At 67.8% G+C, this 22,813-nt stretch carries 22 protein-coding genes; 12 read left to right on the top strand and 10 right to left on the bottom strand.

The annotated features are described in order from the left end of the window. The first annotated feature begins 40 nt into the window (after positions 1 to 40). Positions 41 to 754: a ligase-associated DNA damage response endonuclease PdeM gene (gene pdeM, locus AO398_RS02470; RefSeq protein WP_058190404.1), complete on the top strand. Its 714-nt coding sequence runs from the start codon at positions 41 to 43 to the stop codon at positions 752 to 754. A 74-nt stretch (positions 755 to 828) separates the two neighbouring features. Here the strand turns inward: pdeM and AO398_RS02465 are convergent, their stop codons facing one another. From AO398_RS02465 to AO398_RS02455, 3 genes are all read right to left on the bottom strand, one after another. Further along, on the bottom strand, positions 829 to 1,209 hold the full coding sequence (locus AO398_RS02465) for a DUF3455 domain-containing protein (RefSeq protein ID WP_160329300.1): 381 nt from the start codon (positions 1,207 to 1,209) through the stop codon (positions 829 to 831). A gap of 207 nt (positions 1,210 to 1,416) precedes the next feature. Then, positions 1,417 to 2,877 (bottom strand): PAS domain-containing methyl-accepting chemotaxis protein, encoded by a 1,461-nt coding sequence (locus AO398_RS02460; RefSeq protein ID WP_058190402.1) that lies wholly within the window; start codon positions 2,875 to 2,877, stop codon positions 1,417 to 1,419. A gap of 197 nt (positions 2,878 to 3,074) precedes the next feature. Next, positions 3,075 to 4,061: a CorA family divalent cation transporter gene (locus tag AO398_RS02455; RefSeq protein ID WP_058190401.1), complete on the bottom strand. Its 987-nt coding sequence runs from the start codon at positions 4,059 to 4,061 to the stop codon at positions 3,075 to 3,077. A 209-nt stretch (positions 4,062 to 4,270) separates the two neighbouring features. Between AO398_RS02455 and groES the strand changes: the two genes are divergently transcribed. Both groES and groL read left to right on the top strand, forming a co-directional pair. Continuing rightward, positions 4,271 to 4,561 (top strand): co-chaperone GroES, encoded by a 291-nt coding sequence (gene groES / locus AO398_RS02450; protein ID WP_007567860.1) that lies wholly within the window; start codon positions 4,271 to 4,273, stop codon positions 4,559 to 4,561. 72 nt (positions 4,562 to 4,633) lie between these two features. Continuing rightward, on the top strand, positions 4,634 to 6,277 hold the full coding sequence (gene groL, locus AO398_RS02445; protein ID WP_058190400.1) for a chaperonin GroEL: 1,644 nt from the start codon (positions 4,634 to 4,636) through the stop codon (positions 6,275 to 6,277). A gap of 1,029 nt (positions 6,278 to 7,306) precedes the next feature. Here groL and fae read toward each other — a convergent pair. The 7 genes from fae to AO398_RS02410 all read right to left on the bottom strand — a co-directional run bounded on the left by fae (position 7,307) and on the right by AO398_RS02410 (position 13,968). Further along, positions 7,307 to 7,816, bottom strand: coding sequence for a 5,6,7,8-tetrahydromethanopterin hydro-lyase (gene fae / locus AO398_RS02440; protein ID WP_058190399.1), 510 nt, complete (start codon positions 7,814 to 7,816; stop codon positions 7,307 to 7,309). A gap of 239 nt (positions 7,817 to 8,055) precedes the next feature. Further along, complete coding sequence (locus AO398_RS02435) at positions 8,056 to 8,889, bottom strand: triphosphoribosyl-dephospho-CoA synthase (RefSeq protein WP_058190398.1); 834 nt, start codon at positions 8,887 to 8,889, stop codon at positions 8,056 to 8,058. Further along, the gene (locus AO398_RS02430; RefSeq protein WP_058190397.1) at positions 8,886 to 9,794 is read right to left on the bottom strand and encodes a RimK family alpha-L-glutamate ligase; all 909 of its coding nucleotides are present in this window, start codon (positions 9,792 to 9,794) and stop codon (positions 8,886 to 8,888) included. The genes AO398_RS02435 and AO398_RS02430 overlap by 4 nt, the downstream gene beginning before the upstream one ends. Positions 9,795 to 9,850: 56 nt before the next feature. Further along, complete coding sequence (mch, locus tag AO398_RS02425) at positions 9,851 to 10,825, bottom strand: methenyltetrahydromethanopterin cyclohydrolase (protein ID WP_058190396.1); 975 nt, start codon at positions 10,823 to 10,825, stop codon at positions 9,851 to 9,853. Then, entirely contained in the window at positions 10,825 to 11,973 is a 1,149-nt protein-coding gene (locus AO398_RS02420) for an ATP-grasp domain-containing protein (RefSeq protein WP_058190395.1), read from the bottom strand. Before AO398_RS02420 ends, mch begins: the two co-directional genes overlap by 1 nt. 22 nt (positions 11,974 to 11,995) lie before the next feature. After that, on the bottom strand, positions 11,996 to 12,889 hold the full coding sequence (locus tag AO398_RS02415) for an NAD(P)-dependent methylenetetrahydromethanopterin dehydrogenase (RefSeq protein ID WP_058190394.1): 894 nt from the start codon (positions 12,887 to 12,889) through the stop codon (positions 11,996 to 11,998). A gap of 92 nt (positions 12,890 to 12,981) precedes the next feature. Then, on the bottom strand, positions 12,982 to 13,968 hold the full coding sequence (locus AO398_RS02410) for a beta-ribofuranosylaminobenzene 5'-phosphate synthase family protein (RefSeq protein WP_058190393.1): 987 nt from the start codon (positions 13,966 to 13,968) through the stop codon (positions 12,982 to 12,984). 292 nt (positions 13,969 to 14,260) lie between these two features. On the opposite strand from AO398_RS02410, the gene AO398_RS02405 reads away from it, so the two are divergent. From AO398_RS02405 to pqqB, 9 genes are all read left to right on the top strand, one after another. Further along, entirely contained in the window at positions 14,261 to 15,340 is a 1,080-nt protein-coding gene (locus tag AO398_RS02405; RefSeq protein ID WP_058190392.1) for a hypothetical protein, read from the top strand. Continuing rightward, positions 15,334 to 16,965 carry a formylmethanofuran dehydrogenase subunit A gene (locus tag AO398_RS02400; RefSeq protein ID WP_058190391.1) on the top strand — a complete coding sequence of 544 codons (1,632 nt, stop codon included), beginning with the start codon at positions 15,334 to 15,336 and terminating at the stop codon, positions 16,963 to 16,965. Before AO398_RS02405 ends, AO398_RS02400 begins: the two co-directional genes overlap by 7 nt. A gap of 27 nt (positions 16,966 to 16,992) precedes the next feature. Further along, a complete protein-coding gene (gene fhcD / locus AO398_RS02395) occupies positions 16,993 to 17,940 on the top strand; it encodes a formylmethanofuran--tetrahydromethanopterin N-formyltransferase (RefSeq protein ID WP_058190390.1) in 948 nt (315 codons plus the stop codon). A gap of 3 nt (positions 17,941 to 17,943) precedes the next feature. Continuing rightward, entirely contained in the window at positions 17,944 to 18,738 is a 795-nt protein-coding gene (locus AO398_RS02390) for a formylmethanofuran dehydrogenase subunit C (protein WP_058190389.1), read from the top strand. An 84-nt stretch (positions 18,739 to 18,822) separates the two neighbouring features. Next, entirely contained in the window at positions 18,823 to 19,029 is a 207-nt protein-coding gene (locus AO398_RS02385; protein ID WP_058190388.1) for a hypothetical protein, read from the top strand. Positions 19,030 to 19,075: 46 nt separating this feature from the next. Then, the gene (locus AO398_RS02380) at positions 19,076 to 20,710 is read left to right on the top strand and encodes an ATP-binding protein (RefSeq protein ID WP_058190387.1); all 1,635 of its coding nucleotides are present in this window, start codon (positions 19,076 to 19,078) and stop codon (positions 20,708 to 20,710) included. Next, a complete protein-coding gene (locus AO398_RS02375) occupies positions 20,707 to 21,411 on the top strand; it encodes a response regulator transcription factor (protein ID WP_058190386.1) in 705 nt (234 codons plus the stop codon). Before AO398_RS02380 ends, AO398_RS02375 begins: the two co-directional genes overlap by 4 nt. 222 nt (positions 21,412 to 21,633) lie before the next feature. After that, a complete protein-coding gene (gene pqqA / locus AO398_RS02370; RefSeq protein WP_007564431.1) occupies positions 21,634 to 21,723 on the top strand; it encodes a pyrroloquinoline quinone precursor peptide PqqA in 90 nt (29 codons plus the stop codon). 34 nt (positions 21,724 to 21,757) lie between these two features. Further along, on the top strand, positions 21,758 to 22,657 hold the full coding sequence (gene pqqB / locus AO398_RS02365) for a pyrroloquinoline quinone biosynthesis protein PqqB (RefSeq protein WP_058190385.1): 900 nt from the start codon (positions 21,758 to 21,760) through the stop codon (positions 22,655 to 22,657). Positions 22,658 to 22,813 lie beyond the last annotated feature (156 nt).

The raw sequence follows: 22,813 nt of genomic DNA, 5'->3' as shown, positions 1-22,813 counted from the left end.
CGGCGATCCGCCCTCCCCCATTGAGACCGAGGATGCGATCTTGGCGGCCGGCCTGCGACTCGAGAAGACTCACAAGCACCCGACCCTGCAGCTCGGAGGCGAGACCCTGATGCTCGATCTCTGCGGCGGCGTGTGGCTGCCGGAGCATCGAACGCTGATCGTCTCCGATCTTCACCTGGAGAAGGGCTCGTCCTACGCCGTCCGCACCGGCCAGTTCCTGCCGCCCTATGATACCCGCGAGACCCTGGCCTGCCTGCACGAGGCCGTGACCCGCCATGATCCGGCGCGAGTGGTCGCGCTGGGCGATTCCTTCCATGACGCCCGTGGACCGGAGCGGATGGAGCCGGGCGATCGGGCCATGGTGGCGGCCTTGCAGGAGGGCCGGGACTGGGTCTGGATCGCCGGCAACCACGATGCGGCGGTAAGCGAGGGCGTCGGTGGTCGCTACGCCGACGCGCTGACCCTCGGCGGCCTGATCCTGCGCCACGAGCCCAGCGCCGAACCGGTTTCCGGCGAGATCGCCGGCCATCTCCATCCCTGCGGCAAGGTCGCGATGCGCGCCCGGGCGGTGCGCCGGCGCTGCTTCGTCACCGACGGCAGCCGCTTGGTGATGCCGGCCTTCGGCGCCTATGCGGGCGGCCTCAACGTCCGCGATCGGGCGATCGAGGGCCTGTTCCCGAACGGATTCACTGCCCACCTGCTCGGGGATGGACGGGTCTTTACCATCGGTCGAGCACAGCTCGCCCGGGACTGACGGCGACGCGTATCGAGTGGCTGGATATCGTCGTTGCGCGCGGGCGCTGCGTTGCGCCTGACGCGCGACGTCGTTCAGCGATAGAAGGTGTAGGTCGCGCGGTAGGGCACGCGCACCGTTTGACCCATCGCGCAGTCGCCCGGTGGCTTCTCCCCGGCGGCCGTATCGCTGCGCAGCACATAGCGTGTCCCGGCGAGCAGGCCGGATCCCGTTGCCCGGCCGGCAAGCAGCAACCAGGCAACCGCGTGGGCTTGTGGCGCCTGCGCCTGGCCGATGACCGTTCCGACCACCCGCGAGCCGTCCTGTGCCTCCCAGGTCGGACCCTCGAAGTGCCGCCCGATCGTGCGCCCGTCTGCCTGAACGAGTTCGGCGTTGGGTTTGGCCGAGCTCCAGACGGGACCCCCCTCCCCGGCGATGCAGGCATAGATTTGCACGCCGCGCGCGGCGAGGGTCACGATCGGCAGGCTTCCGGGCGGTGGTGCTAGCCGCGCTGGTTCGGCGAGGGCGAAAGCCGGGATCGACCCCGCAAGCGCCACTAGGAATGCTTTCCAGGTTCTGTTCAGGACGTAGGGGATCGGCTCAGCTCCATCCGGATGGGTTCAACCCCCCATACGGGGGAAACCGCATGCCGGTTTCACGCTGCGGTTCTCCCCTGATCCGGATCAGGCTGACTTCATGAACCGCGTGACGCTCTCGGACAGATCCGAAGAGTGGACGGCCAGGCTCTCGGCGACTCCCAGAACGGCTTCGGCCAGTTGACCGGTGGCATTGGCGGCCTGGGAGACGCCGCCGATATTGCCCGACATCTCGTGGGTCGAGACCGCCTGCTCCTCGACGGCGCTGGCCATCGCCAGGGTCAGATTCGAGAGTTCGGCGACGGCGGCGGTAATCATCTCGATCGCTCCCACCGCCTCGCCGGTCGCGCTCTGGATCGCTGCGACCTGTTGGGTGATGTCGCCGGTCGCCTTGGCGGTCTGCTCGGCCAAGGCTTTGACCTCGCTGGCGACGACCGCGAAGCCCCGTCCGGCGGCACCGGCCCGGGCCGCCTCGATCGTGGCGTTCAGCGCGAGCAGGTTGGTCTGCCCGGCAATCGACTTGATCATGCCAACGACCGCGTCGACCTCGCGCGCGTTTTCGGCCAGTCGGCGCATGGTGGCATCCGTGGTCTCGGCCTGGATCGCGATCTGCCGGGCGCGCTCCGAGACCCGCCCGACCTGGCCGGAGATCTCCTGGATAGCGCTATTCATTTGCTCCGAATTCACCGCGACCGACGACGCCTTGTGCCGGGCGGCATCAGCCGATTGAGTCAGCCCCTCGGCCGAGTGCTGCATCTCTCGGATCGCCGATCCGACCGCGTCGACCACACGGCTCACGTCGGTCGCCATGTTGACCTGGGCAGAGACCACGGCCCAAGTGAGCATCGGCCCGATGTAGTTGCCCTTCCGGTCGTTGACAGCCGTGACCTGCAGGTCGAGCGTCTCCGGACCCACCCTGATCTTGGTCCGATGCGGCAACCGGCTCGAATCGGCCAACATGTTGCGCTGATGATGCGGGTTCTTGTGGAACACGTCGAACGAATGGTCGAGCATCTCGTCGACCTTGATCGGCAGGTATTGTTCCAGCGGCCCAAGGGTCTTGCGCGATGTGGCGTTCAGATAGTTGATCTTGAATTCATTGCGCGGATCGGCGGTCATCACGGCGACCGGCATGTTGTCGATCATCGACATCAGGCGATCGATCTGGTTCTTCTTGATGGAAATATCAGCGGCGAACTTGACGACCTTTACAGGCCGCCCGCGAGCGTCGAGGACGGGATTGTAGGTCGCCTCCAGCCAGACCTCCGCACCATCCTTGCCGAGGCGCAAGAACTCTCCGGTGACGTACTGGCCATCCTTCAGCCTCGTCCAGAATTCGGCATATTCTGCACTGCCGGCATACGCCTTATCGACGAACATGCGATGATGCTTGTTCTGGACGTCCGCCAGGGTGTAGTTCATCAAATTCAGAAAATTCTGATTGGCGTCAAGAACTTGGCCGTCCATGGAAAATTCGATGATGGCCAGCGACCGGTTTAAAGCGTCCAGCTTGGCTTGTGAATCGCTGTAAGCAGATTTCTTGAACATGTCAGTGCTCGCGCTTCTTGGGTGAGCACGTAACCCGTATTGCGTTAAATTTTATCTAATTTCGGGGGTTTCAAATGGAACCCAGAAACAGGACGCTCACAGACCGGAACTTATTCCGCGTGGCGTATCATTCGATGGATACGCGCCTTTTCAGAAGACGCGGCGTGGCTGATCACTATTCGGCTTGTGGTCGAATATCAGAACCATCCGCGTATCCGGAAGTAGACAATTGGTGCTAACGCGCTGAATAGGATCAGGCCGAGGGCATAGGGATAGCCGTAGGCCCAGTCCAGCTCCGGCATGTGTTTGAAGTTCATGCCGTACATCGAGGCGATCAGCGTCGGCGGTACGCCCACCACCGACACGACGGTGAGCACGCGGAAGACGTTGTTCTGCTCGATGTTGATCAGGCCGAGGGTTGCGTCCAAGAGGAATTGCACGTTTTCCGCAAGCCGGGTTTCGAATTCGTCGAGCGATTCGATGTCCCGCCGGATCGTTTCGAAGCGGCCCTCCTCGGGCAGGCCCAACCCGTCGCAGGCGGCCGAAACGAAGGGGACGATCCGTTCCAGGCCGAGCAGGCTGGCACGGATCTTACCCAGCACCTTTCCGCGGTTGCTGATACCCCGCAGGATGCGACGTAGCGCCAGGTCGCGCCGGCGCGGCGGAGGGCTTTCCAGCCGCTGCCGATTGGCGCCGCGCACGTCGAAGTCGAAGATCCGCGTCGAGAGCTGGTCAAGCTCGGAGGCCATGTCCTCCAGGGCGTCGGCGAGGCTGTCGACGAGCTCCTCCAGGATCACCAGAAAGATCTCGCTCGGCGTCACGCTACCATCGCCGTCAGCGACACGCTTCTCTGCGGAATCCACGGCCCGCAGGTTGTGAAACCGGATGGTGACGAGGTGGTCCTTCGACAAAAGAAAGCCGAGTGGCTTCAGCTGCGATTCGCTGCTCTCGAAGGTGATCATCGGCGTCGAGAGCGAAAGCCCACCCTTGACGCGCCGCAGCCGGCTGGAGGATTCGACTTCCGACAGGGCAGCCCGGGACGGCACGCGCAGACCGGTGGCCGCTTCGACGGCAGCAGCCTCCTCGGAGGTCGGATCGTTGAGGTCGAGCCAGACGGCGTTGCGTGGAATCGGACCCTCCGGGTCGAGCGTCACCGCGCCCTCGGGTCCGTGCAGGCTCAGCATGAGAGCGCATCATCCATGGGGAAGGGAGGTCGTTTTCAGGTCATCGCACCGTCGCGCGAGGGTGCGACAGCATTGACTCGAAACCGCGCGAGGGCTATCTCGCCGCCGTCATTGGCACTCGCCAAGACAGAGTGCTAACAGTCCGGCTGCGACGCGGCCTTGCCGGCCGCATCAACGCCAACTGCAGACTTGAAGCAAGAGGGCAGCTCATGAAGTTCCGTCCGCTGCACGACCGCGTGGTCGTCCGTCGCATCGAGAGCGAGGAGAAGACCAAGGGCGGCATCATCATTCCGGATACCGCCAAGGAGAAGCCGCAGGAGGGCGAGATCGTCGCCGTCGGGCCCGGCGCACGCGACGAGCAGGGCCGCGTCAACGCGCTCGACGTCAAGGCCGGCGACCGCGTCCTGTTCGGCAAGTGGTCCGGCACCGAGGTCAAGATCGACGGTCAGGACCTCCTGATCATGAAGGAATCCGACATCATGGGCGTCGTCGCCCTCTGATCGGTTCTTCTGTTCCAGCCCTTTGAGGCCGTCTGAGGCCTTGGGGTTCAACCCAACCACAAGAGGCAAACCATGGCAGCGAAAGACGTTCGTTTCTCCGCCGACGCCCGCGATAAGATGCTGCGCGGCGTCGACATCCTCGCCGATGCGGTGAAGGTGACGCTGGGTCCGAAGGGCCGCAACGTCGTGATCGAGAAGAGCTTTGGCGCCCCGCGCATCACCAAGGACGGCGTCACCGTCGCCAAGGAGATCGAGCTCGCCGACAAGTTCGAGAACATGGGCGCCCAGATGGTGCGCGAAGTGGCCTCGAAGACCAACGACATCGCGGGTGACGGTACCACCACGGCCACCGTTCTGGCCCAGGCGATCGTCCGCGAAGGCGCCAAGTACGTCGCCGCCGGCATCAACCCGATGGACCTGAAGCGCGGCATCGACCTCGCTACCGCCGCCGCGGTGAAGGACATCATCGCCCGCGCCAAGAAGGTCTCGACCTCCGACGAGGTCGCCCAGGTCGGCACGATCTCCGCCAACGGCGACAAGGAGATCGGCGAGATGATCGCCCACGCCATGCAGAAGGTCGGCAACGAGGGCGTGATCACCGTCGAGGAGGCCAAGACCGCCGAGACCGAGCTCGACGTCGTCGAGGGCATGCAGTTCGACCGCGGCTACCTCTCCCCGTACTTCATCACCAATGCGGAGAAGATGGTCGCCGAACTCGAGGATCCCTACATCCTCATCCACGAGAAGAAGCTGTCGTCGCTGCAGGCGATGCTGCCGGTGCTCGAGGCCGTGGTTCAGACAGGCAAGCCGCTGCTGATCATCGCCGAGGACATCGAGGGCGAAGCCCTGGCCACCCTCGTGGTGAACAAGCTGCGCGGCGGCCTGAAGGTCGCGGCCGTGAAGGCGCCCGGCTTCGGCGATCGCCGCAAGGCGATGCTCGAGGACATTGCGATCCTCACGAAGGGCCAGATGATCGCCGAGGATCTCGGGATCAAGCTCGAGAACGTCACGCTCCCGATGCTCGGCCGCGCCAAGCGCGTGCGGATCGAGAAGGAGAACACCACGATCATCGACGGCGTCGGCGAGAAGTCGGACATCGAGGGTCGGATCAGCCAGATCAAGGCGCAGATCGAGGAGACCACCTCGGACTACGACCGCGAGAAGCTGCAGGAGCGCCTGGCCAAGCTCGCGGGCGGCGTCGCGGTGATCCGCGTCGGCGGCGCGACCGAGGTCGAGGTCAAGGAGAAGAAGGACCGCGTCGACGACGCCAGCAACCCCACCCGCGCGGCGGTCGAGGAAGGCATCGTCCCCGGCGGCGGCACGGCGCTGCTGCGCGCCAAGAAGGCGGTCGCCGAGCTGAAGTCCGACGTTCCGGACGTCCAGGCCGGCATCAAGATCGTGCTGAAGGCGCTCGAAGCCCCGATCCGTCAGATCGCCCAGAACGCGGGCGTCGAGGGCTCCATCGTCGTCGGCAAGATCACCGACAACACCTCCTCGGAGACCTACGGCTTTAACGCCCAGACCGAGGAGTATGTCGACATGATCCAGGCCGGCATCGTCGACCCGGCCAAGGTCGTGCGCACCGCCCTGCAGGACGCGGCCTCCGTGGCCGGCCTGCTGGTGACCACCGAGGCCATGGTCGCCGACGCTCCGAAGAAGGATGGCGGCGCCCCCGCGATGCCGGGCGGCGGCGGCATGGGCGGCATGGACTTCTAAGTCCAAGCCACCCGACGGAATGAGGAAGGGGGTCGCCGCAAGGCGGCCCCTTTTCTTTTGTGTCGATGGCCATCAACGGCGATCCGCACCAACCGCGAAGAGCGAGGGATGCCTGCCGCGACAGCTAGATCGCCCTTCCAGGCACGCCCCCATCCCTTGACAATGTTCCTATTTTGTGCTCATTAGCCGTCACCTGTCCCTCGGTGCTTCGGGCGCGATCCCGGAGCACGCTTCGGGGGTCCGTCCGGGGGCTGACCGGCGGGCTCGGGGGATGGGGCGGTGCCCGCGTCGGTGGCTCTCAGCCGCCATCGCCCCGGGCGGCGAACCGATGCGGGGCGTGTCTCGGATGCGGGCGTGAGGTCGGGCGGCAGTTTGCCCGGCGGGGGCGGAAAAATGCTCCCGCGGCGACCCGGGTCTGGGCTGACCCTGAGCAACTTGCGGACCCGCCCACTACGAGGCGGAGGTCGGGTGAGAGACCACGGCGGTGAATGCGGGTTCCGGGGGCGTCTCGGCTGCGAAGCGGCTTGGCCGTGCAGCTTGGGCGCCATGGGCAGTGACCGCTGGCATTGGAGTCGCAGGATCGGGGCGCTGACAAGACATCGCGACGAGAAAGACGGCAGCGGCGGGGGGTGATGCCCGGCCGGTGCCGCGGGTCGCCGCGGGGATCGGATCCCGCGCGTATCTGGCCGACACCTGGGTCCCCGCGGCGTCCCGCGTCCCTCGTGCTGGGTCTTCTTGGGCCATGCCCCCGGCGCCTTACGGCGGGTGGGGACGATGACGCGTGTCGGGTGGGGCGAGCGCCGATCATTGGGATCATGGCGAGGGTCGAAACTTGAAGGAAGAGCGATCGGATCCGGCCCGGCAGTCTCTCCGCTAAGCTCCGGAAATCTCTTCGGAACACGAAAAACGGGACGGCTTTCGCCGTCCCGTCGATGGTTGTTCTTATCGACCTAAAAAGATCGAGGCCAGTCGCTGGAGCAGGCCCCGCGGTGCGGGCGGAGGCTCACTCTGCCCAGGACCGTCCCCAATCTAATTGGCGGCGAACGGATGCTGGGCCGAGTTGCGCTGCTCGGTGACGACCGAAGCCTTCGGCTCGCCGTTCACAGCGCGCTGGATCGAGAGCTTGGTGGCCTCGTAGTTGTACTTCTGGATCTTGGCGTCGTCGGCCGCTTCCCAGTGGATGAACACGCCGACCAGGATGAACAGGTCGTCGGCCTCATCAGCCGGGATGATGCCTTCGGCAACGGCGTCCTGGACGGCCTTGGCAACGCCGTGCTGGGCCGGGCCGAACATCTGGACGGCCTGACGGGCGTCGTTGATGGTGACCTTGTTGAACATCAGGGTGTTCGGCTTGCAGGGCAGGTTCGGCGCGATGACCGCCAGCAGGCTGGTGAAGCCGTGCTTGTTGTTCACGAGGCCGTTGCAGAAAGCCGTCTCGGCGGGCGAGCCGCGCGGTCCGATGATCAGGTCGATGTGAGCGACTTCGTTGCCGTCGCCGACGAGGGCTTCGCCAACCTGAACCTTGGTGATCTTCGCCATTCGGTGTCTCTCCCTGGATTCCGAAAATGTGCCGCGGCGCCGGGCGATGCCTGCGGCCGGGAAGCCATCCTTGTTATCGGCGCCCGACCCTCCGGCCGAGCCAGACGGGCCGAGCCGGTTGGGCCGGACAGCGCGCCGGACCCTACAGCGCGACCCTGCGGCTCACAACCCGCGCAAGGCCCTGAAGGTGAGGAATTTCTTTGGACGCGGGGCTCGGACGGCGGGAACTTTTTGGTGTTTCACGCCAAGGCAGCGCCAGCCGATGCGAGGGCATCCCAGAACACGGTCGCCACCGTGAAATCGGCGCTTGTGCCGGGGTTGAGCCCACGGGCCTTGAGCGACGTGTCGAGACTGAGCAGGGGGGCCACCGGGCGGCTGGCGAGATCGAGCCCGGACAAGACGGCCTCCGCCTCCAGGCGAACGCCCTCGGCTGCCTCGGCGCCTGCCTTGCGGGCGATGTGGCTGTCCGGGACGGAGCGGAGATAGGCAAGTTGGATGGCCGTGGTGCACCAGGACGGATCGAGGCCCTGGGCGCGCGCTTCAACGAGCGCCGGAAGGCCGATCGTGGCGATATCCGAGAAGCTGGTTATGTAGGCCCGGGCAATGCGGTCCCGGTCGGCCGCCTCCGCCATCGCGGCACGCAAGGAGGCGGGAGCCTCGGCGGCGACATCGTGCTTCGTGGCCCGGCCGAGACCACCCGGGTTGGCAAGACGGATCGCCGCGAACACCGCCGCCGAATCCGCAGCGTCGAGATCGTCCAGCACCGCGCCGACGGGCCGGGCCCGTTCGGCGGCTACGGCGAGGGGAGCGCAGAGCAGAAGAATCCCGAGATTCGTATTCTGGGCGACAGCCGCCAGGGTCGCGGCGATTCCTGCCCGGACCCGCTCGCCGACCCCCGCGCCGGACCGGGCCAATTCCGGGGCGGAGACATCGGCGCTGGTGACAAAATCCGCCACCACCATGCGGTGTCCGTCTGCGTAAGCGTGGACGTTGCCGGGCTTTAACGCATCTAGTTCCGCCAGGCAGGCCGCGCGATAGAGCGTGCCGATCAGCCCTGCGTCGAGGGCGCTCATGCCACCACGAGCCGTGGCAGGGTGGCGCCCCGGACGGCGGCCAGGAAGCCCCGCACCACGGCGGCTGCGATGTCGGTCTCGCACACGGTCTGAAGGCCCGACCAGGCCGGCATGGAATTGACTTCGAGAATCGAGAAACCGCCCTCCCCGTCTTCGACCAGGTCGACGCCGGAATAATCGACACCGACCGCGGCGGCGGCGGCCTCGGCCATCTCGGCAGCGGCCAGCGGCATCACCCAGGGCAGCGGCCGGCCGCCGCGATGCACGTTGGTGATCCAGCCGTCGCCCTCGCGGATCATGCCGGCGATTGCCCGGCCATCGCAGACGAATACACGATAGTCGCGCCACAGGCCGTCCTGCCGTGGCACGTAGCGCTGAAGATAATAGACCCGGGCCACCGCGTCCTCGTCGGGTAGATCCTCTGGCCGCTCGATCAGCGCGAGCCCCTCCCCCTGCGAGCCGAACAGCGGCTTCAAGACCAGCGGCGCGCCAGGGCGCCCCTCGCGCAGCACAATCTCGGCGGCAGCCTCGCGCTTGGAAACCACCCAGGTTTCCGGGGTCGGCAGACCGGCCCGAGCGACGAGCAACGAAGTGGCCGCCTTGTCGACCGATCGCTCGATGGCGGTGGGGGCGTTCCGCACGGTGACGCCGGCCGAAATGAGGGCGTGCAGCACGCCGAGCCGCATGGTGGTCGCCTCGAAGGTACCGCCCGCGATGGTCCGCAGCAGCACGCCGTCGGGCAATTCGCCGGAAAACCCCGGGACACGCAGGGGCTCGCCACTGCCGGTCGCCACGATCACGTCGGCCAGGGAAAACAGAACCGGCTCGACGCCCTGCGCCCTCAGGGCAGCCAATAGCCGGGCCTTGTGCCAATTGCCGTTATCGGCCGCCAGGGCGATGCGCATGGATTCGAGACTCTGGACAACAGTCCCCCCCGGTCACGGGGAGGGGATCGATACGGCTACGCGAAGGAGGCATCCACCAGCGTCGGTTCCAGGCGGCCGCCGCGATAGGTGGCGCCGGTGCGCACCGACGTGACGATCGCCTCGGCCGGCGAGAACAGGGCACCATCGATCTTGTAGAAATCACCGTTCACCCGCGAAAAGATCTCGGCGAACGGGGCGCCGTGATCACTCGACGTGGTGGACGGGATCTGCTCGGCGAGCTGCTTGGCGTCGGCATCGTCGGCGTCGACGAACAGCTGGACCCGGCCCCCGTAGATGATCGCGTCGTTGGTCCGGCCCATGGCCTTGATGAAATCCGGGTGCGGGGGCGAGAGCGGCGCCGAGCCGATACCGTCCACGATGGCGTGCAGGTCGAAGCCGACCGTGTGCGCCTTGTGCAGGGCTACCTCCAGCACCCGGGCGACCACCTGGGTCGAGCCGGCGAGGCTCTGGGTCGGGGCGAAGATGAAGGTCAGATCCTCGGGCCGCAGGCCGGCGGCCTCGGCGACCTTGGCGACGACACTCTCGGGCGGTCCCCCGGCCGCTTCGAGCACCAGGGCGGTCTTCGTGGCCGAATCCCGGTAGCCCAGCTCCTGATACAGGTCCTCGACCGCCGCGACCGCGCGGCCGGGGCCCGAGCCGAGGGCGAAGAAGCCGGAATCCCCGGCCTCGTCGGCGAGGCTCCAGCCGGCATACTGGCTGCCGAGGCAGGCCAGCACGGGATCGGCGGCGTGGACGATCACGGAATACGGCCAGGAGGCGATCGGGCCGCTCGGGGCGATGGTGACGGTGCCGAGGCCGCCGAGGCAGATCTCGGCGATGCGCCGTCCGGCTTCGATCGAGCCCCGCGCCTGAGCGCCGGCATCGACCATCCGGGCCCCGCCGGCCGCCTGCGAGACCGACAGGCGCAGGGTCGCGGCGTCGGACACGAACCGCTCGATCAGCGGCGCCGTGAGCGCGTTGACGCTGGGATAGGATTGGCTGGCACTCATCACAGGGCTTCCTCGGGGTGCGTTTTCTGTGCGGCCAGATCGGCTTGGAGCCGCGCCGTCCGCGTTTTCAAACTGTCGCGCGCCGCCTGCCGGTCGGCCCCAAGGGCAAGCACCGTGCAAAGGGGCGCGTCGCGGCGGACCACCGTGCCGGGGCGCGGGCGGTCGCGCACATGATCCGACCAGGAAAAATCCCGGACAGGCGCGTGCTCCCGCTCCGCGTAACAGATCTGTGCAGCCGCCGCATCCGCCGGTTGCTCACCGAGCGTCGGCATGCCGTCAAGGCTGGCCTCGATATGGGCGGCCATCAACGGTGTGCTTCTTCGGTCCAAGATATCGAGGGTCGCGCCCGGTCGCGGATTGATCTCGGTCAGCCACCAGCCGAACTCATCGACCAGGAAATCGGCGCTGGCGAGCCCGCGCAGCCCAGTCGCGGCAACGATTTTTTCTGCCGCCCCCGCGATCGTGGCGAGCAGAGCGTCGGGGAGAAGCGGCGCTTCCGCCGCGCCGGGGGCCAAGGCGCCGCCGTACCGAAAGGGTCGGATCGGCGACGGTGCGTGCCATTGCTCGGTGCACGCAAGCACCTGGATCGTGCGCGCATCGGCGAGGAAGTTTAGAGCGTGGGGCCGACCGGAGACGCGCGCCTGAAGGTAGTGCCGGTCCGGCGCCGTACCGCGCGTTGCCGGGCGGATATGGCTGCCGCCGCTGCCGCCGATCCGCTTGATCAGCCAGCCAGAGGGGTCGGAGAGCGGATCGACCGTGACAGCCGGATGCGGCACGCCGAGCCGCGCGCAGAGCGCTGCGAATCCGAACGGATCCTTGAGGGCCGCGATGGCATCGACATTGGCGCCGATCAGCCGATGTTGTTCCGCGATACGGGAGACGAGACCGGGCGCGTCCTCGAACCCGCTGCCCAGGACGATGCCCATGGGCGAACCCGCGGAGGCGGCCAGTTCGTCGATCGCCGCCAGGGTCGCGCGGGCGGCGATCCGGCTGCCGAAACGGCCCGGGAGCGGGCGGTAGGCTTCGCTGAGCGCCAGGGTGTCGGAATCGCCGAATAGGTCGGCCACGTAAGGGCGCAGACCAGCCCGCCGGGCAGCCTGAGCGAGGGCGCGCCCAGCCTGCGCGGCGATCAGGATCGCCGGGGCCATACCGGACTGTGCCGGAACCGGCTCAGCCCGCGATCTCGACCGCCAGGGTGTAGGCGTCGCGGAAATCGAGGCAGAGCGGTGTTTCGGAGGCGAGCATCCGGTCGAACAGGCGGCGCTGCGTCTGGTACTTCACGTTGCCCACTGCCAGGGCGCCGATGCCGACGCCCTTGCCGGTCGGCAGGGCCACGTCGACGGCGTTGACGTCGATCCCGGCGATGCCCGCCGGCGGCACGGCGTTCACGTCGGAGGCGACCAAGAGCTTCGGGGCGGATTTGAGGTCTTCGGCCGAGAGGATCGGGATGCCGGCGGGGCCGGCCGACAGGATCACGTCGGCATCCTGGATAGCGCGGCGGCGATCCTCGGGGGTGGTCCCGTCGACGGCGCCGACCTCAATTCCGAAGCGCCACTTCATCGTAAAGGCGATCTTTGAGACGCGCTCCTCGCCATCATGGCCGACCAAAACGGTCTGCGCGCCCTGCAGTGCGCCGATCACGGCGGCCACGTAGGCGACGACGCCGGCACCGCCGAAGATCACGATGCGCTTGCCGGTGAGATCGGTGCCGAATTTCTGCCGCAGCGCTCGGGAGACCTGCGCCACCATGGCGGCGCCGGTGGTGAACGAGCCGGCGGGATCGGCGAAAACATGGTTCACGAACGGCGGTACGAACGCCTTCTTGGCGCGGTCGACCATGTCCAGGGCGTCCTCGGCATTCTTGCCGCCGATGAAAATGCCCGTGCGAGTCCCGTCGGCCGGCGCACGCGAGAAGATCGAATCTTGGGTCAGCGAGACGACGTCCGCAAGGCTGACCTCGGTATAGGTCACCACCGTTTCGAAGCCGGCATCGATGGCCATGTTCACGTCGAACGGGCTCATGTGACGGAGCGGCGTCAGCATGTGGAGGATCGAGCGGGCCATGACGTTCTATCCCGTGCTGAGCGCGTCAAATCGCGCCTGTTGAGCGTCCAAAACCCACCACGGGGGTCGCGGTCAAGCCCGGGCGGCCCGGTTCATCCTGCGGCCGTGATTGTGGCGCCTGTGTTGCGGCCCCGGGCAATCACGAAGCGAAGTGGCCCGCCGCGATCCAGCTTGGACACCAGGGTTCGGGCTTCGGCCTCGGACGGCATCAGCACGAAGCCGGTCGGCCCCCAGGACGACTGGCCGTAACCGGGTACGCCCAGCGCTGCCGCAGCGGCCAGGGCCTGCGCCACCGCGGTGCTGGCGTAGCGGCCGCCCTGATGGGGGGCGAAATGATCTCCGATGAGATCCTGAATGCGCGTGATGCCGGATCCGAAGCCCTGTGGCTCACAGAGTGCCGCCGCAGGCAGGACCTGCATCAGAACGATTCGGCAGATCTCCGCCGCCTGCGCTTCGGGGAAACGCGGCAGGTCGCGAAATGCCTCGACTTCCCGCGTGCCGTGCACGCCGGCCATGCTTCGATCGAGGATGAGCACGATCCGCCACGATTCTGGATAGGGGAGCCGCGCCGTGACTGGTGGCGGTGCGCCATCGGCCCCGCGGCCGCCATCCACGATCAGGCCGCCCTCCGTGAAAGCGCACAGGCCGACGCCTGAGCGGTTGCCCCGATCAAGGCTGGTGGAGAAGGATTGGGCCGAAAACACAGCCCCATTGAGACGGGCGACGGCCGCTGCCACAGCAAGGGCGAGCTGGGTGCCGGATCCGAAGCCGGCATGCGCGGGAATGGTCCGCTCGACCGCAATCGCCACCTTGTCCGAGCCCTTGAGATGGCTTGCGGCGGCCAGGGCATAGCCCTCGACCCGCTCGGCTTCTGAGCCAGTAACGGACAAATGTCCGGCGCGACGGGCAGTCAGCGCCAGGGACGGCTCGTCGATGGCGAGCCCGATGCTGCCGAAGCGTCGGCCCAGGCCGCCGTGCAGATCGAGAAACCCGAAATGCAGCCGCGCCGGCGCTTCGACTCGGACCGTGCTGCTCGAAGCGGCCGCCTCGTTCCGCTGGGGAACCTCGCCCACGCCCATCCCTTCGAAAACCACCACCGAACTGGCGCGCTTTTCCCATGCGGCGTGCGGCCGAAGCAACGGGATCTTGCGGGCGATCGGCCGAACCACGCTGCGACCCCCCTTGCCGCGGCACGCAGATGAATGCAAACCTAGGACAGCGACGGCGCGCCGAGTTGCCGCCTGCCCGGATCCATCGGGCGGGCGAGCCATTCCGATCCGGCGGGACCTTCCTTTGGGAGTGAACCCGCTTCGTCCGGTCTTACGGCCGTCGCCCGCTCCGAAGCCAAACAAGAACGTCGCGTGAGGGAGCATGGCAGCCTGGGTGAAGGGTGGCGCGACGGACGCGGGCACCGCCATCGAGGCGGCCGTATCCTTGCTTGCCAAGGCGCGCGCGCCGGTGATTGCCGGCCTCAGCGCCGACGTCGCCGCGATCCGCGCGGCCTACGATCTCGCAGGGCGCATCGGCGCCTCCATCGACACAGCCGGCGCGGTCGGCACTTATGCCGAACTCGGGGCGCTGAGCCGTGTGGGCGCCATGACCTCGACGCCCGCCGAGCCGGTGGGCCGGGCCGATGCGGTGCTCGTCGTCGGCGCTGCGCCGGGGCGCACGCCGCTGATGAAACGCCTGTCGGAGACGAAGCCGACGCGCGGGCGTGCCGCCGGATCGGATCGCGCGCTCCTGGCGCTTGGGGCCGGAGCCGATGGCTCCAAGGCAACCTTATTCCAACCGGCCGAGGGCGGTTTGGCCGAGTCGGTTGCGGAATTGCGCGCCTACGCGAAAGGTCATCTCGCCGGTGACACGCCGCAGGCCAAGCTCCTGGCGCAGCTCACGGCCGCGCAATACGTCGTCCTGCTGTACGATCCGGCCGAACTCGGCGAGCTCGGCGTGGAGATGCTCCAGGCCTTCGCCATGGAGCTGAACGAGACCACACGCTGCTTCACCCTGGCGGTGTCGGGTGCGGACCAGGATCGCGCCGTCGTGCCGGTGGCTGCCTGGACGACTGGGCAGGCGCCGCGCAGCGGCTTTGGCCGTCGCGTCCCCGAACACGATCCCTGGCGCTTCGATGTCGCCCGGCAGGTCGCGGCCGGCGAGTTCGACGCCGCCATCTGGCTGGCCGCCCTGCCGGTACCGCGTCCCGATTGGTTGGCTGCCGTGCCGAGTGTTGGGCTGGTCACCGAGGCCCAGGCCTCTTTCGCCGACGTGGTGATCGCGGTCGGCCGACCGGGCCAGGATCTGGGCGGCGTCTTTTGGAATGAGCAGCGCGCCGCGCTGACCTACTGGCCGGCCACGGCGCCGACGGATCTGCCGTCCGCCGCGTCGGTGCTGGGCGCTTTGAAGGACCGCTTGGCCGAAGTTGGCGCCGCGTCGAGGAGTGAGCCCGCATGCTGAGCGTGATTCGGGGCGGGCGCGTCGTCGATCCGACCGCGTCCCGCGATGCCGTCGGCGATGTCTGGTTCGAAGACGGCCGCATCGTCGATCCGGCGGGCCGGCAGCCCGATCGGGTGATCGACGCCTCCGGTTGCGTCGTGATGGCCGGTGGCGTCGAGGTGCATTCGCACATCGCCGGCGGCAACGTGATCACGTCGCGCCTGCTCCTGCCTGATCTCTACGTGAGCGAGACGGCGCCTGACGGCCACCCCTTCGCCCATGCGGGCGGGGCCGCAGGCTGGATCGGCTCGACCTATGCGCGGATGGGCTACACCACCGCGGTCGAGCCGGCGATGCCGCCGACCCATGCGCTGGCGACCCAGCTGGAACTCGCCGACATCCCGCTGCTCGACCGCGGTGCGCTCACCGTGATGGGCAACGACGACCAGCTGCTGCAGCTGCTGCGCGAGCGCCAGGGTGGTAACGCCGTGCGCGATCTCGTGGCGCTCTCGGTCGCCACTTCGCGCGGCCTGGGCGTGAAATGCATCAATGCCGGCGGCGCCTCCGCCTTCAAGGACGGAGCTCTGCGCCTGTCGCTGGACGACGAGATCCCGGTCTACGGTCTCTCGACCCGTCAGATCATGGGCTCGCTCCTCGACGCGGTCGAGGACATCGGCGTGCCCCACCCGCTGCACGTTCACTGCAACAATCTCGGCCTGCCCGGAGCGGACGATTCGTTCGTCGAGACCCTGGAGGCGGCGGAGGGCCGGCGCATCCACTTCGCCCACGCGCAGTTCTACGCCTACGGCGCCACCGAGGGCGGCGGCTTCCGCTCCGCCGCCGAGCGGATTGCCCGAGCGATCGCCGACAATCCGAACGCGACCCTCGATATCGGGCAGGTGGTCTTCGGTCAGACCGTGACCGTGTCGCTCGACATCCTGCGCCAATTCGCAGGCCGGAAGGGCGCCAACCCGAAGAAGTGGGTGCTGAATGCCGGCGATGCCGAAGGCGGCGGCGTCGTGCCGTTCCTTTATCGGCCGCGCGGTCCGACCAGCTCGCTGCAATGGGCGATCGGCCTCGAGATCATGCTGCTCTCCACCGATCCGGAGCGCACGATCCTGACCACCGACCACCCCAATGGCGGCCCGTTCACGCAGTATCCGCGGATCATTCACCTGCTGATGGACAAGTCCGAGCGCGATCGCGAGATCGCGACCCTCCCCGGCATCGTCGGCGAGCGGTCCGGCCTTCCGGGCCTGGAGCGGGAATACACCCTCTCGGAAATCGTCCAGCTGACCAGGTCCGGCCCGGCCAAGCTCCTGGGGCTTGCCGACCGTGGCCATCTGCGGCCGGGCGCCTGCGCCGACGTCGCGGTCTATCGCGACGATACCAACCGGACGGCGATGTTCACCGACGCAAAGCTCGTCCTCAAGGACGGCGTGCCGATCGTCGAGGATGGCGAGGTGGTCGAGTGGCGCACCGGGCGGACCCTGTCGCTCGCGGTCGAGTCCGATCCGGCCATGGCCAAGCGCGCCGATGCCTACCTGTCGGATCGGTTCGGCGCGGGGCTCGACAGCTTCGCGGTACCGGATGCGGCGTTCGACGCGGATGCGGACACCTTCGAGGCGGTGCCATGCCGGGCGTGATCAGCGGGGCGAGTGGCGGAAAGAACCATGTCTGAGCTCAGCCTCAACGGCATCCCGATCGTCGACACCTTCGCGGAGGCGTTTGACGTGGCCGGGACCGCCATCGTCGTCACCAACGACACCGCCAAGTGGGCCATGATTGCGGCCACCACCATGACGGGCTTCGCCACGTCGGTGATCGGCTGCGGCGCTGAGGCCGGCATCGATGCCGTGCTGTCGCCGGAGGAGACTCCGGACGGCCGACCCGGGGTGCGCATCTTGCTGTTCGGCTTCGAGCCGAACGGCCTGAAGGAACAGCTGATCAAGCGGGTTGGCCAGTGCATCCTGACCTGCCCGGGCACGGCCTGCTTCGCGGGCGTCGATGGACCGAACAAGATCAAGCTCGGCGGTGCGATCCGGTATTTCGGTGACGGCTTCGCCATCGCCAAGCGCCTGCCCGACGCCACTGGCAAGGAACGGCGCTACTGGCGCATCCCGGTCATGGATGGCGAGTTCCTCTGCGAGGATTCAGTCCGGGCCGTGGATGGCGCGGTCGGCGGCGGCAATTTGCTGTTCCTCGGGCGGACCCATGCGGAAACACTGATCGTCGCCGAGGCGGCCGTGGAAGCCGCCAAGGCGGTGCCCGGCGCGATCCTGCCGTTTCCGGGCGGCATCGTCCGCTCGGGCTCGAAGGTCGGCGGCCGGACCAAGGGCATGATGGCCTCCACCAACGACGCCTATTGTCCGACCCTGAAGGGCCGGGCTGGCTCGGCGCTGCCCGCCGAGTGCGGCGTCGTGCTGGAGATTGTGATCGATGCGCTGACCTCGCAGGGCGTGTCCGATTCGATGCGGGCCGGACTCCATGCCGCCACCGAGATCGGCGGCAGGCACGGGCTGATCGCCGTCACGGCGGGCAATTACGGCGGCAATCTTGGCCGCCACCACTATCACCTGCGCGACCTGCTCGCGCGGGACGATGCCAAGAAGGAGGGCTGAGCCTTGAGCACCCTCACCCTGCGCGCGGCCCCGCCCGAGCGGCTCGACTTCTTGAACATCAACCCACTGGCCCTGAGCCGCCTGTCGCAGGCCGAGGCCGAGCGCCTGGAGGTCGGGACGACCCGCACCGGCGTCCGTCTTGGCGACTGCTTCTCGGTCGCGCTGGACGGCACCGACACCCTGACAATCGAAGGCGGCCATGAGCGCCTCGACCGGGTCGGCGCTTCCCTGTCCGAGGGCAAGATCCGCGTCACCGGCGATGTCGGCCAGCGCCTTGGCGAGGGCATGGCGGGTGGAAGCCTGACCGTGGCCGGCCATGCCGGGCCCTATGCCGGCGCCGGAGCCACCGGCGGCACCATCACCATCGACGGCGACGCCGGTGACCATGCCGGCGGTGCCGTCTACGCCGCCAAGACCGGTCTCGACGGCGCGACCCTGATCATCCGTGGGACGGCCGGCGCCCATCTCGGCGATCGGATGCGGCGCGGAATCATCCTGGCCGGCCGGGCCGGGGCGTATGCCGGCTCCCGCATGATCGCCGGGACCCTGGCGGCGCTCGCGGTTGGTGACCATCCCGGCTACGGGATGCGCCGTGGCACCCTTCTGGTGGGTTCGCATGGTCGGTTGTCGCCGACCTTCGTGGAGACTGGGACCCACGATCTCGTTTTTCTAAAGCTCCTGGCAAAATCGCTGAAGGACCTCAGTGCCGAGCATGCCGCGCTGCTCGACCGGCCGCTGCGGCGCTATTCTGGCGACCTTGCCACCATCGCCAAGGGTGAGATCTGGGTCGCGTCCTGACGCCGCCCTGGGCAGAGCGGCCGTGCGCGGCATATGCTCTGCCCAAGCCGGCCGACTCAAGGCCGGCACTGTGGGGAGACGCCCATGCTCCTGCTTCTGTCGATTTGCCTCGTCGCCCAGCCCTCGACCTGTCGCGAGGATCGGATCGAGATGTCCTACGAGGGCTCGAACCCTTTCATCTGCCTGCGCCATTCGCAGAGCGCCTTGGCGACCTGGCAGGCCTCCCACCCGGACTGGCATGTCGAGCGCTGGCGCTGCGCCGCGCGGGGCAGCCTGCCGAAGAACCTGTGACCCCGTCCCGCAACTGCCGGCAGAGGTTCACGGCCGGTCGTACCCGATGCGTTCGCTGAAACTTCGTTTCGCGTTGCTTCTCGGCGGTACCGCCGTCGTGGTGATGCTGGCCGCCGTCGCCGCACTGGCATCGATCGCCGCCGCCGAGCGCACGGTCGACCGCACCCTGGAGGCGCAGCGGCGCCTGGAACTACTTGCCGAACTGTCGGGCCGGCTCACGCAGTTCGGCATGGCGGCGGTCGAGACCGTGGGCAATCCGGACGGCCAGCCCGAAGCCATGGCGATTGCCCGCGACAATGCTGATCGGGCGCTGACCACGGTCGATGCGGCCCTGGCCCAGAGCTTCCCGCCGAGCGACGATCCCGCCGACCGCATGCAATATGCTGCCCGGACGCGCCCGATGGCGCAGCTGCGCGCCGCCCGGGTCGTGCTCGACCGGCAGGTGGCGCAGATCAGCCGTCAAACCGAGCCCGAGAAGCGTCAGGACGCGATCAAGGGCGCGCTCAACGGCTTCGGAGCGATGACCGGCCAGCCGCTCTCGTTCCTGATCGAGGCCGAGCGGCGCAGCATGGCGCTGGGTTCCGAGGAGGCTCGGGCCCTGTCGGCGCGCCTGCGCGTAGCCGCTGCGGCGGCGGTCGCGGCTGCCCTGGTGCTGCTTGCCGTGCTGTACCGCGGTGTCACCCGCCCGACCCTGGCGCGGATCGAGGAAGTCCGGCGTGCGGCGAGCGCCATCGGCCATGGCGCCCTCGACGGGCGGCTCTCGGTGGCAACCCGGGACGAGCTCGGTCTCCTGATGACCAACGTCAACCGCATGGCCGCACGGCTCGCCCGACGGGAATCGCGGGTCGCGGCCGACCGGGCGGCGCTGGAGGATACGGTCGCGACCCGCACCGCCGATCTGCGCGACGCCAACGCCCGGCTCGAAGCCGTCGACCGGTCGCGCCGGCGCTTCTTCGCCGATGTCAGCCACGAGCTGCGCACCCCGCTGACCGTAATCCTGGGCGAATGCGACCTGGCGTTGCGCGGCGCGTCCCGGGGCGGCGATCCGGGACCGGTCTTCGCGACGATCCGCAAGCGGGCGCAGCGGCTGAAGCTGCGGGTGGAGGATTTGCTCCGCGTGGCCCGCTCCGAATCGGGCGAGATCGAGTTCGACAAGCGCCCCCTCGGACTCGCCTCGGTCCTGGCCGAGGCGGTCGACAACATGGCGTCGGAGGCCGCGCGCCGGCGGGTCGCCCTGAACCTAGAGCCAGGCACTCAGGACGTGGAATGCCTGGCCGACCGGGAATGGATCCGTCAGACCGTCGAGAGCCTCGTGGACAACGCCCTGCGCCACGCGAAGGGGCTGAGCCGCGTCGAGGTCGCGCTGTTGGCCGAGCCGGGCGCCCTCGGCCGGATCACGGTGACCGATGACGGGCCGGGCTTCGGCGCCTCGGAGGCCGAGCTGTTCGAACGCTTCCGCCGCGGCGCGGGGCCGAGTCCGGACGAGACCGGGTTCGGTATCGGGCTGGCGCTCGCCCGCTGGATCGTCGAGCAGCATGGCGGCACGATCCGCCTCGGTGCCGGGCCGGGGGGACGCGGAGCCCGGGTCAGCCTGGACATCCCGGCGCTCGATCCGGCATGGGGAACGGGCACGGCCGGGGATACGGCCGGCGGCGCGCAGGTGAGGGAGTCGGCCGCATGACGCGGATCCTGATCGTCGAGGACGATATCGATATCCGGGGCCTGTTGGCCCGCGGCCTGGAAGCCGAGGGGTTCGAGGTCGGCACCGCGGCTTGCGTGGACGAGGCGTTGAAGGCCGCCCACGACCCGGCGCCCGGCGCCGTCCTCCTGGATATCAACCTGCCCGACGGGTCCGGCCACGATGTCTGCCGGTCACTCCGCGAAGGCGGTTTCCCGGGGGCGATCCTGTTCCTGTCCGCGCGTGACGAGATTCGCGACCGGGCCGAAGGTCTGGCGCTCGGAGCCGACGATTACATCATCAAGCCCTTCGTGTTCGACGAACTCGTTGCGCGCCTGCGCACGCATCTGATGCGGCGGGAGCAGGCCGAGGCGCCGCGCTCGCGCCTCGCTGCCGGCCGGCTTCTGCTCGATCTCGACACCCGCCAGGCGAGTTGCGGGGAGGCCAGCGCCCGTCTCACGCCGCGCGAAGCCGACCTGCTCGCGATGCTGATGGAGAGCATCGGCAAACCGGTCTCCCGGGCCGATATCTTCGATCGGCTTTGGGCCAGCCAGGGCGGCCTCTCGCTCAACGTGGTCGACGTCTATATCGGATACCTGCGCTCGAAGATGGCCGACTTCGTCCGCTACGGCGGCCCGGGATTGGTCACCGTCCGGGGAAAGGGCTTCATGCTGGAGCTACGAGGTCCGGACTTCCGCCAGTAGAAGCTTATACTTAAGTCGAACTGGGTAACGTTTCCCCCGTGTATCTGGGCATTTAGGTCGGGTCTCACGAAAAATTTGGGAGGATCCGGCAAGTTAGTGCTTGAAGACCGCTGCTGAATCGCCGATATCCAAAGCGCGCCGGAAACCAAAGCGCCATCAGTGTCTTAGGGGTCTCTTAGGAACCCGTGACGCTTGGTGAGGATACCGCCAAGGAGAAACACCATGAAGTGGGCTGCCCCTGTTGTGTCCGAGATCTGCGTCGGCATGGAAGTGACGAGCTACGAGTCGGCCGAGATCGACACCTTCAACTGAGTTTCCAGGGGCCGGGGATCGCGGGAGCCGCACCATGCGCATCGTGATTCTCGGCTCCGCGGCCGGCGGCGGCTTGCCCCAGTGGAATTGCCGCTGCCCCATCTGCACCATGGCGCGATCTGAGCCCGACCGGGTTCGCCCGCGGACCCAGTCGAGCATCGCGGTTTCGGCGGACGGGGCCGATTGGCTCCTGATCAACGCCTCGCCGGATATACGGCAACAGCTCTTCGACAATCCTCAGATGCACCCCCGCGAAGGGCTGCGGCACTCGCCGATCCGATCCGTGCTTCTGACCAACGGAGACGTCGATCATGTGGCGGGGCTTTTGACCCTCCGCGAGGGCCAGCCCTACACGCTCTACGCCACCCGTGGCATCCTGGAGTCGGTCAACGCCAATCGCGTGTTCGACGTCATGGCCGAAAGTGTCGTTGCCCGTCAGCCCATCGCCATGGAGTTGCGTTTCGAGCCGCTTCCCGGCTTGGCCGTGACGCTGTTTCCAGTCCCCGGCAAGGTGCCCTTGTGGCTCGAGGACGAAACGATGGAGATCGGCGCCGAGACTGAGACCACCGTCGGCGCCCTGATCGAAGCGGGTGGACGACGGCTTGCGTATGTTCCGGGATGCGCCCGGGTGACGGATGGCCTCCGCGAACGGATCGCCGGCGTGGACGCACTCTTGTTCGATGGAACCGTTCTGCTCGATGACGACATGATCCGGGCCGGTGTCGGCACGAAAACCGGCTGGCGTATGGGGCACGTCCCGATGCGAGGCGCGAATGGGTCGATTGATGCGCTCGCCGACGTCGCTATCGGTCAACGGGTCTTCGTCCACATCAACAACACCAATCCGGTCTTGATCGAGGGTTCACCGGAACGGGCCGATGTCGAGGCGGCCGGCTGGCGTGTGGCGCACGATGGGTTGAGCCTCGCCCTCTGAGACACGTTCGACCGGTGGTTGGGCACCGACCAAGCCGGCACTATATCGATCCCGAGCCCGGACATTCGCCCCGCGGGGTCGCGTCCTGAAAGTGAGTCCTCGGCTTACCCGACGCGGCTCTCAATGAGGGCGAGGTCGGAGTACAGGAAACGCGAC

Origin of the sequence: Methylobacterium sp. GXS13 (assembly GCF_001455965.1) — a bacterium.
In the GTDB taxonomy this organism is placed as follows: Bacteria; Pseudomonadota; Alphaproteobacteria; order Rhizobiales; family Beijerinckiaceae; genus Methylobacterium.
The sequence above is the reverse complement of the archived record's forward strand: the minus strand, read 5'-3'. Positions and strand labels throughout refer to the sequence as shown.

Bases quoted from the DNA above. Each gene is read 5' to 3' on its own strand.
- groES (WP_007567860.1), top strand. From the start codon at position 4,271: ATGAAGTTCCGTCCGCTGCACGACCGCGTGGTCGTCCGTCGCATCGAG.
- pqqB (WP_058190385.1), top strand. From the start codon at position 21,758: ATGCGCATCGTGATTCTCGGCTCCGCGGCCGGCGGCGGCTTGCCCCAG.
- pqqA (WP_007564431.1), top strand. From the start codon at position 21,634: ATGAAGTGGGCTGCCCCTGTTGTGTCCGAGATCTGCGTCGGCATGGAA.
- groL (WP_058190400.1), top strand. From the start codon at position 4,634: ATGGCAGCGAAAGACGTTCGTTTCTCCGCCGACGCCCGCGATAAGATG.
- AO398_RS02375 (WP_058190386.1), top strand. From the start codon at position 20,707: ATGACGCGGATCCTGATCGTCGAGGACGATATCGATATCCGGGGCCTG.
- AO398_RS02380 (WP_058190387.1), top strand. From the start codon at position 19,076: ATGCGTTCGCTGAAACTTCGTTTCGCGTTGCTTCTCGGCGGTACCGCC.
- AO398_RS02460 (WP_058190402.1), bottom strand. From the start codon at position 2,877: ATGTTCAAGAAATCTGCTTACAGCGATTCACAAGCCAAGCTGGACGCT.
- AO398_RS02420 (WP_058190395.1), bottom strand. From the start codon at position 11,973: ATGGCCCCGGCGATCCTGATCGCCGCGCAGGCTGGGCGCGCCCTCGCT.
- AO398_RS02430 (WP_058190397.1), bottom strand. From the start codon at position 9,794: ATGCGCATCGCCCTGGCGGCCGATAACGGCAATTGGCACAAGGCCCGG.
- AO398_RS02400 (WP_058190391.1), top strand. From the start codon at position 15,334: ATGCTGAGCGTGATTCGGGGCGGGCGCGTCGTCGATCCGACCGCGTCC.
- AO398_RS02415 (WP_058190394.1), bottom strand. From the start codon at position 12,889: ATGGCCCGCTCGATCCTCCACATGCTGACGCCGCTCCGTCACATGAGC.
- AO398_RS02385 (WP_058190388.1), top strand. From the start codon at position 18,823: ATGCTCCTGCTTCTGTCGATTTGCCTCGTCGCCCAGCCCTCGACCTGT.
- AO398_RS02435 (WP_058190398.1), bottom strand. From the start codon at position 8,889: ATGAGCGCCCTCGACGCAGGGCTGATCGGCACGCTCTATCGCGCGGCC.
- AO398_RS02405 (WP_058190392.1), top strand. From the start codon at position 14,261: ATGGCAGCCTGGGTGAAGGGTGGCGCGACGGACGCGGGCACCGCCATC.
- fhcD (WP_058190390.1), top strand. From the start codon at position 16,993: ATGTCTGAGCTCAGCCTCAACGGCATCCCGATCGTCGACACCTTCGCG.
- AO398_RS02410 (WP_058190393.1), bottom strand. From the start codon at position 13,968: ATGGGCGTGGGCGAGGTTCCCCAGCGGAACGAGGCGGCCGCTTCGAGC.
- AO398_RS02455 (WP_058190401.1), bottom strand. From the start codon at position 4,061: ATGCTGAGCCTGCACGGACCCGAGGGCGCGGTGACGCTCGACCCGGAG.
- mch (WP_058190396.1), bottom strand. From the start codon at position 10,825: ATGAGTGCCAGCCAATCCTATCCCAGCGTCAACGCGCTCACGGCGCCG.
- fae (WP_058190399.1), bottom strand. From the start codon at position 7,816: ATGGCGAAGATCACCAAGGTTCAGGTTGGCGAAGCCCTCGTCGGCGAC.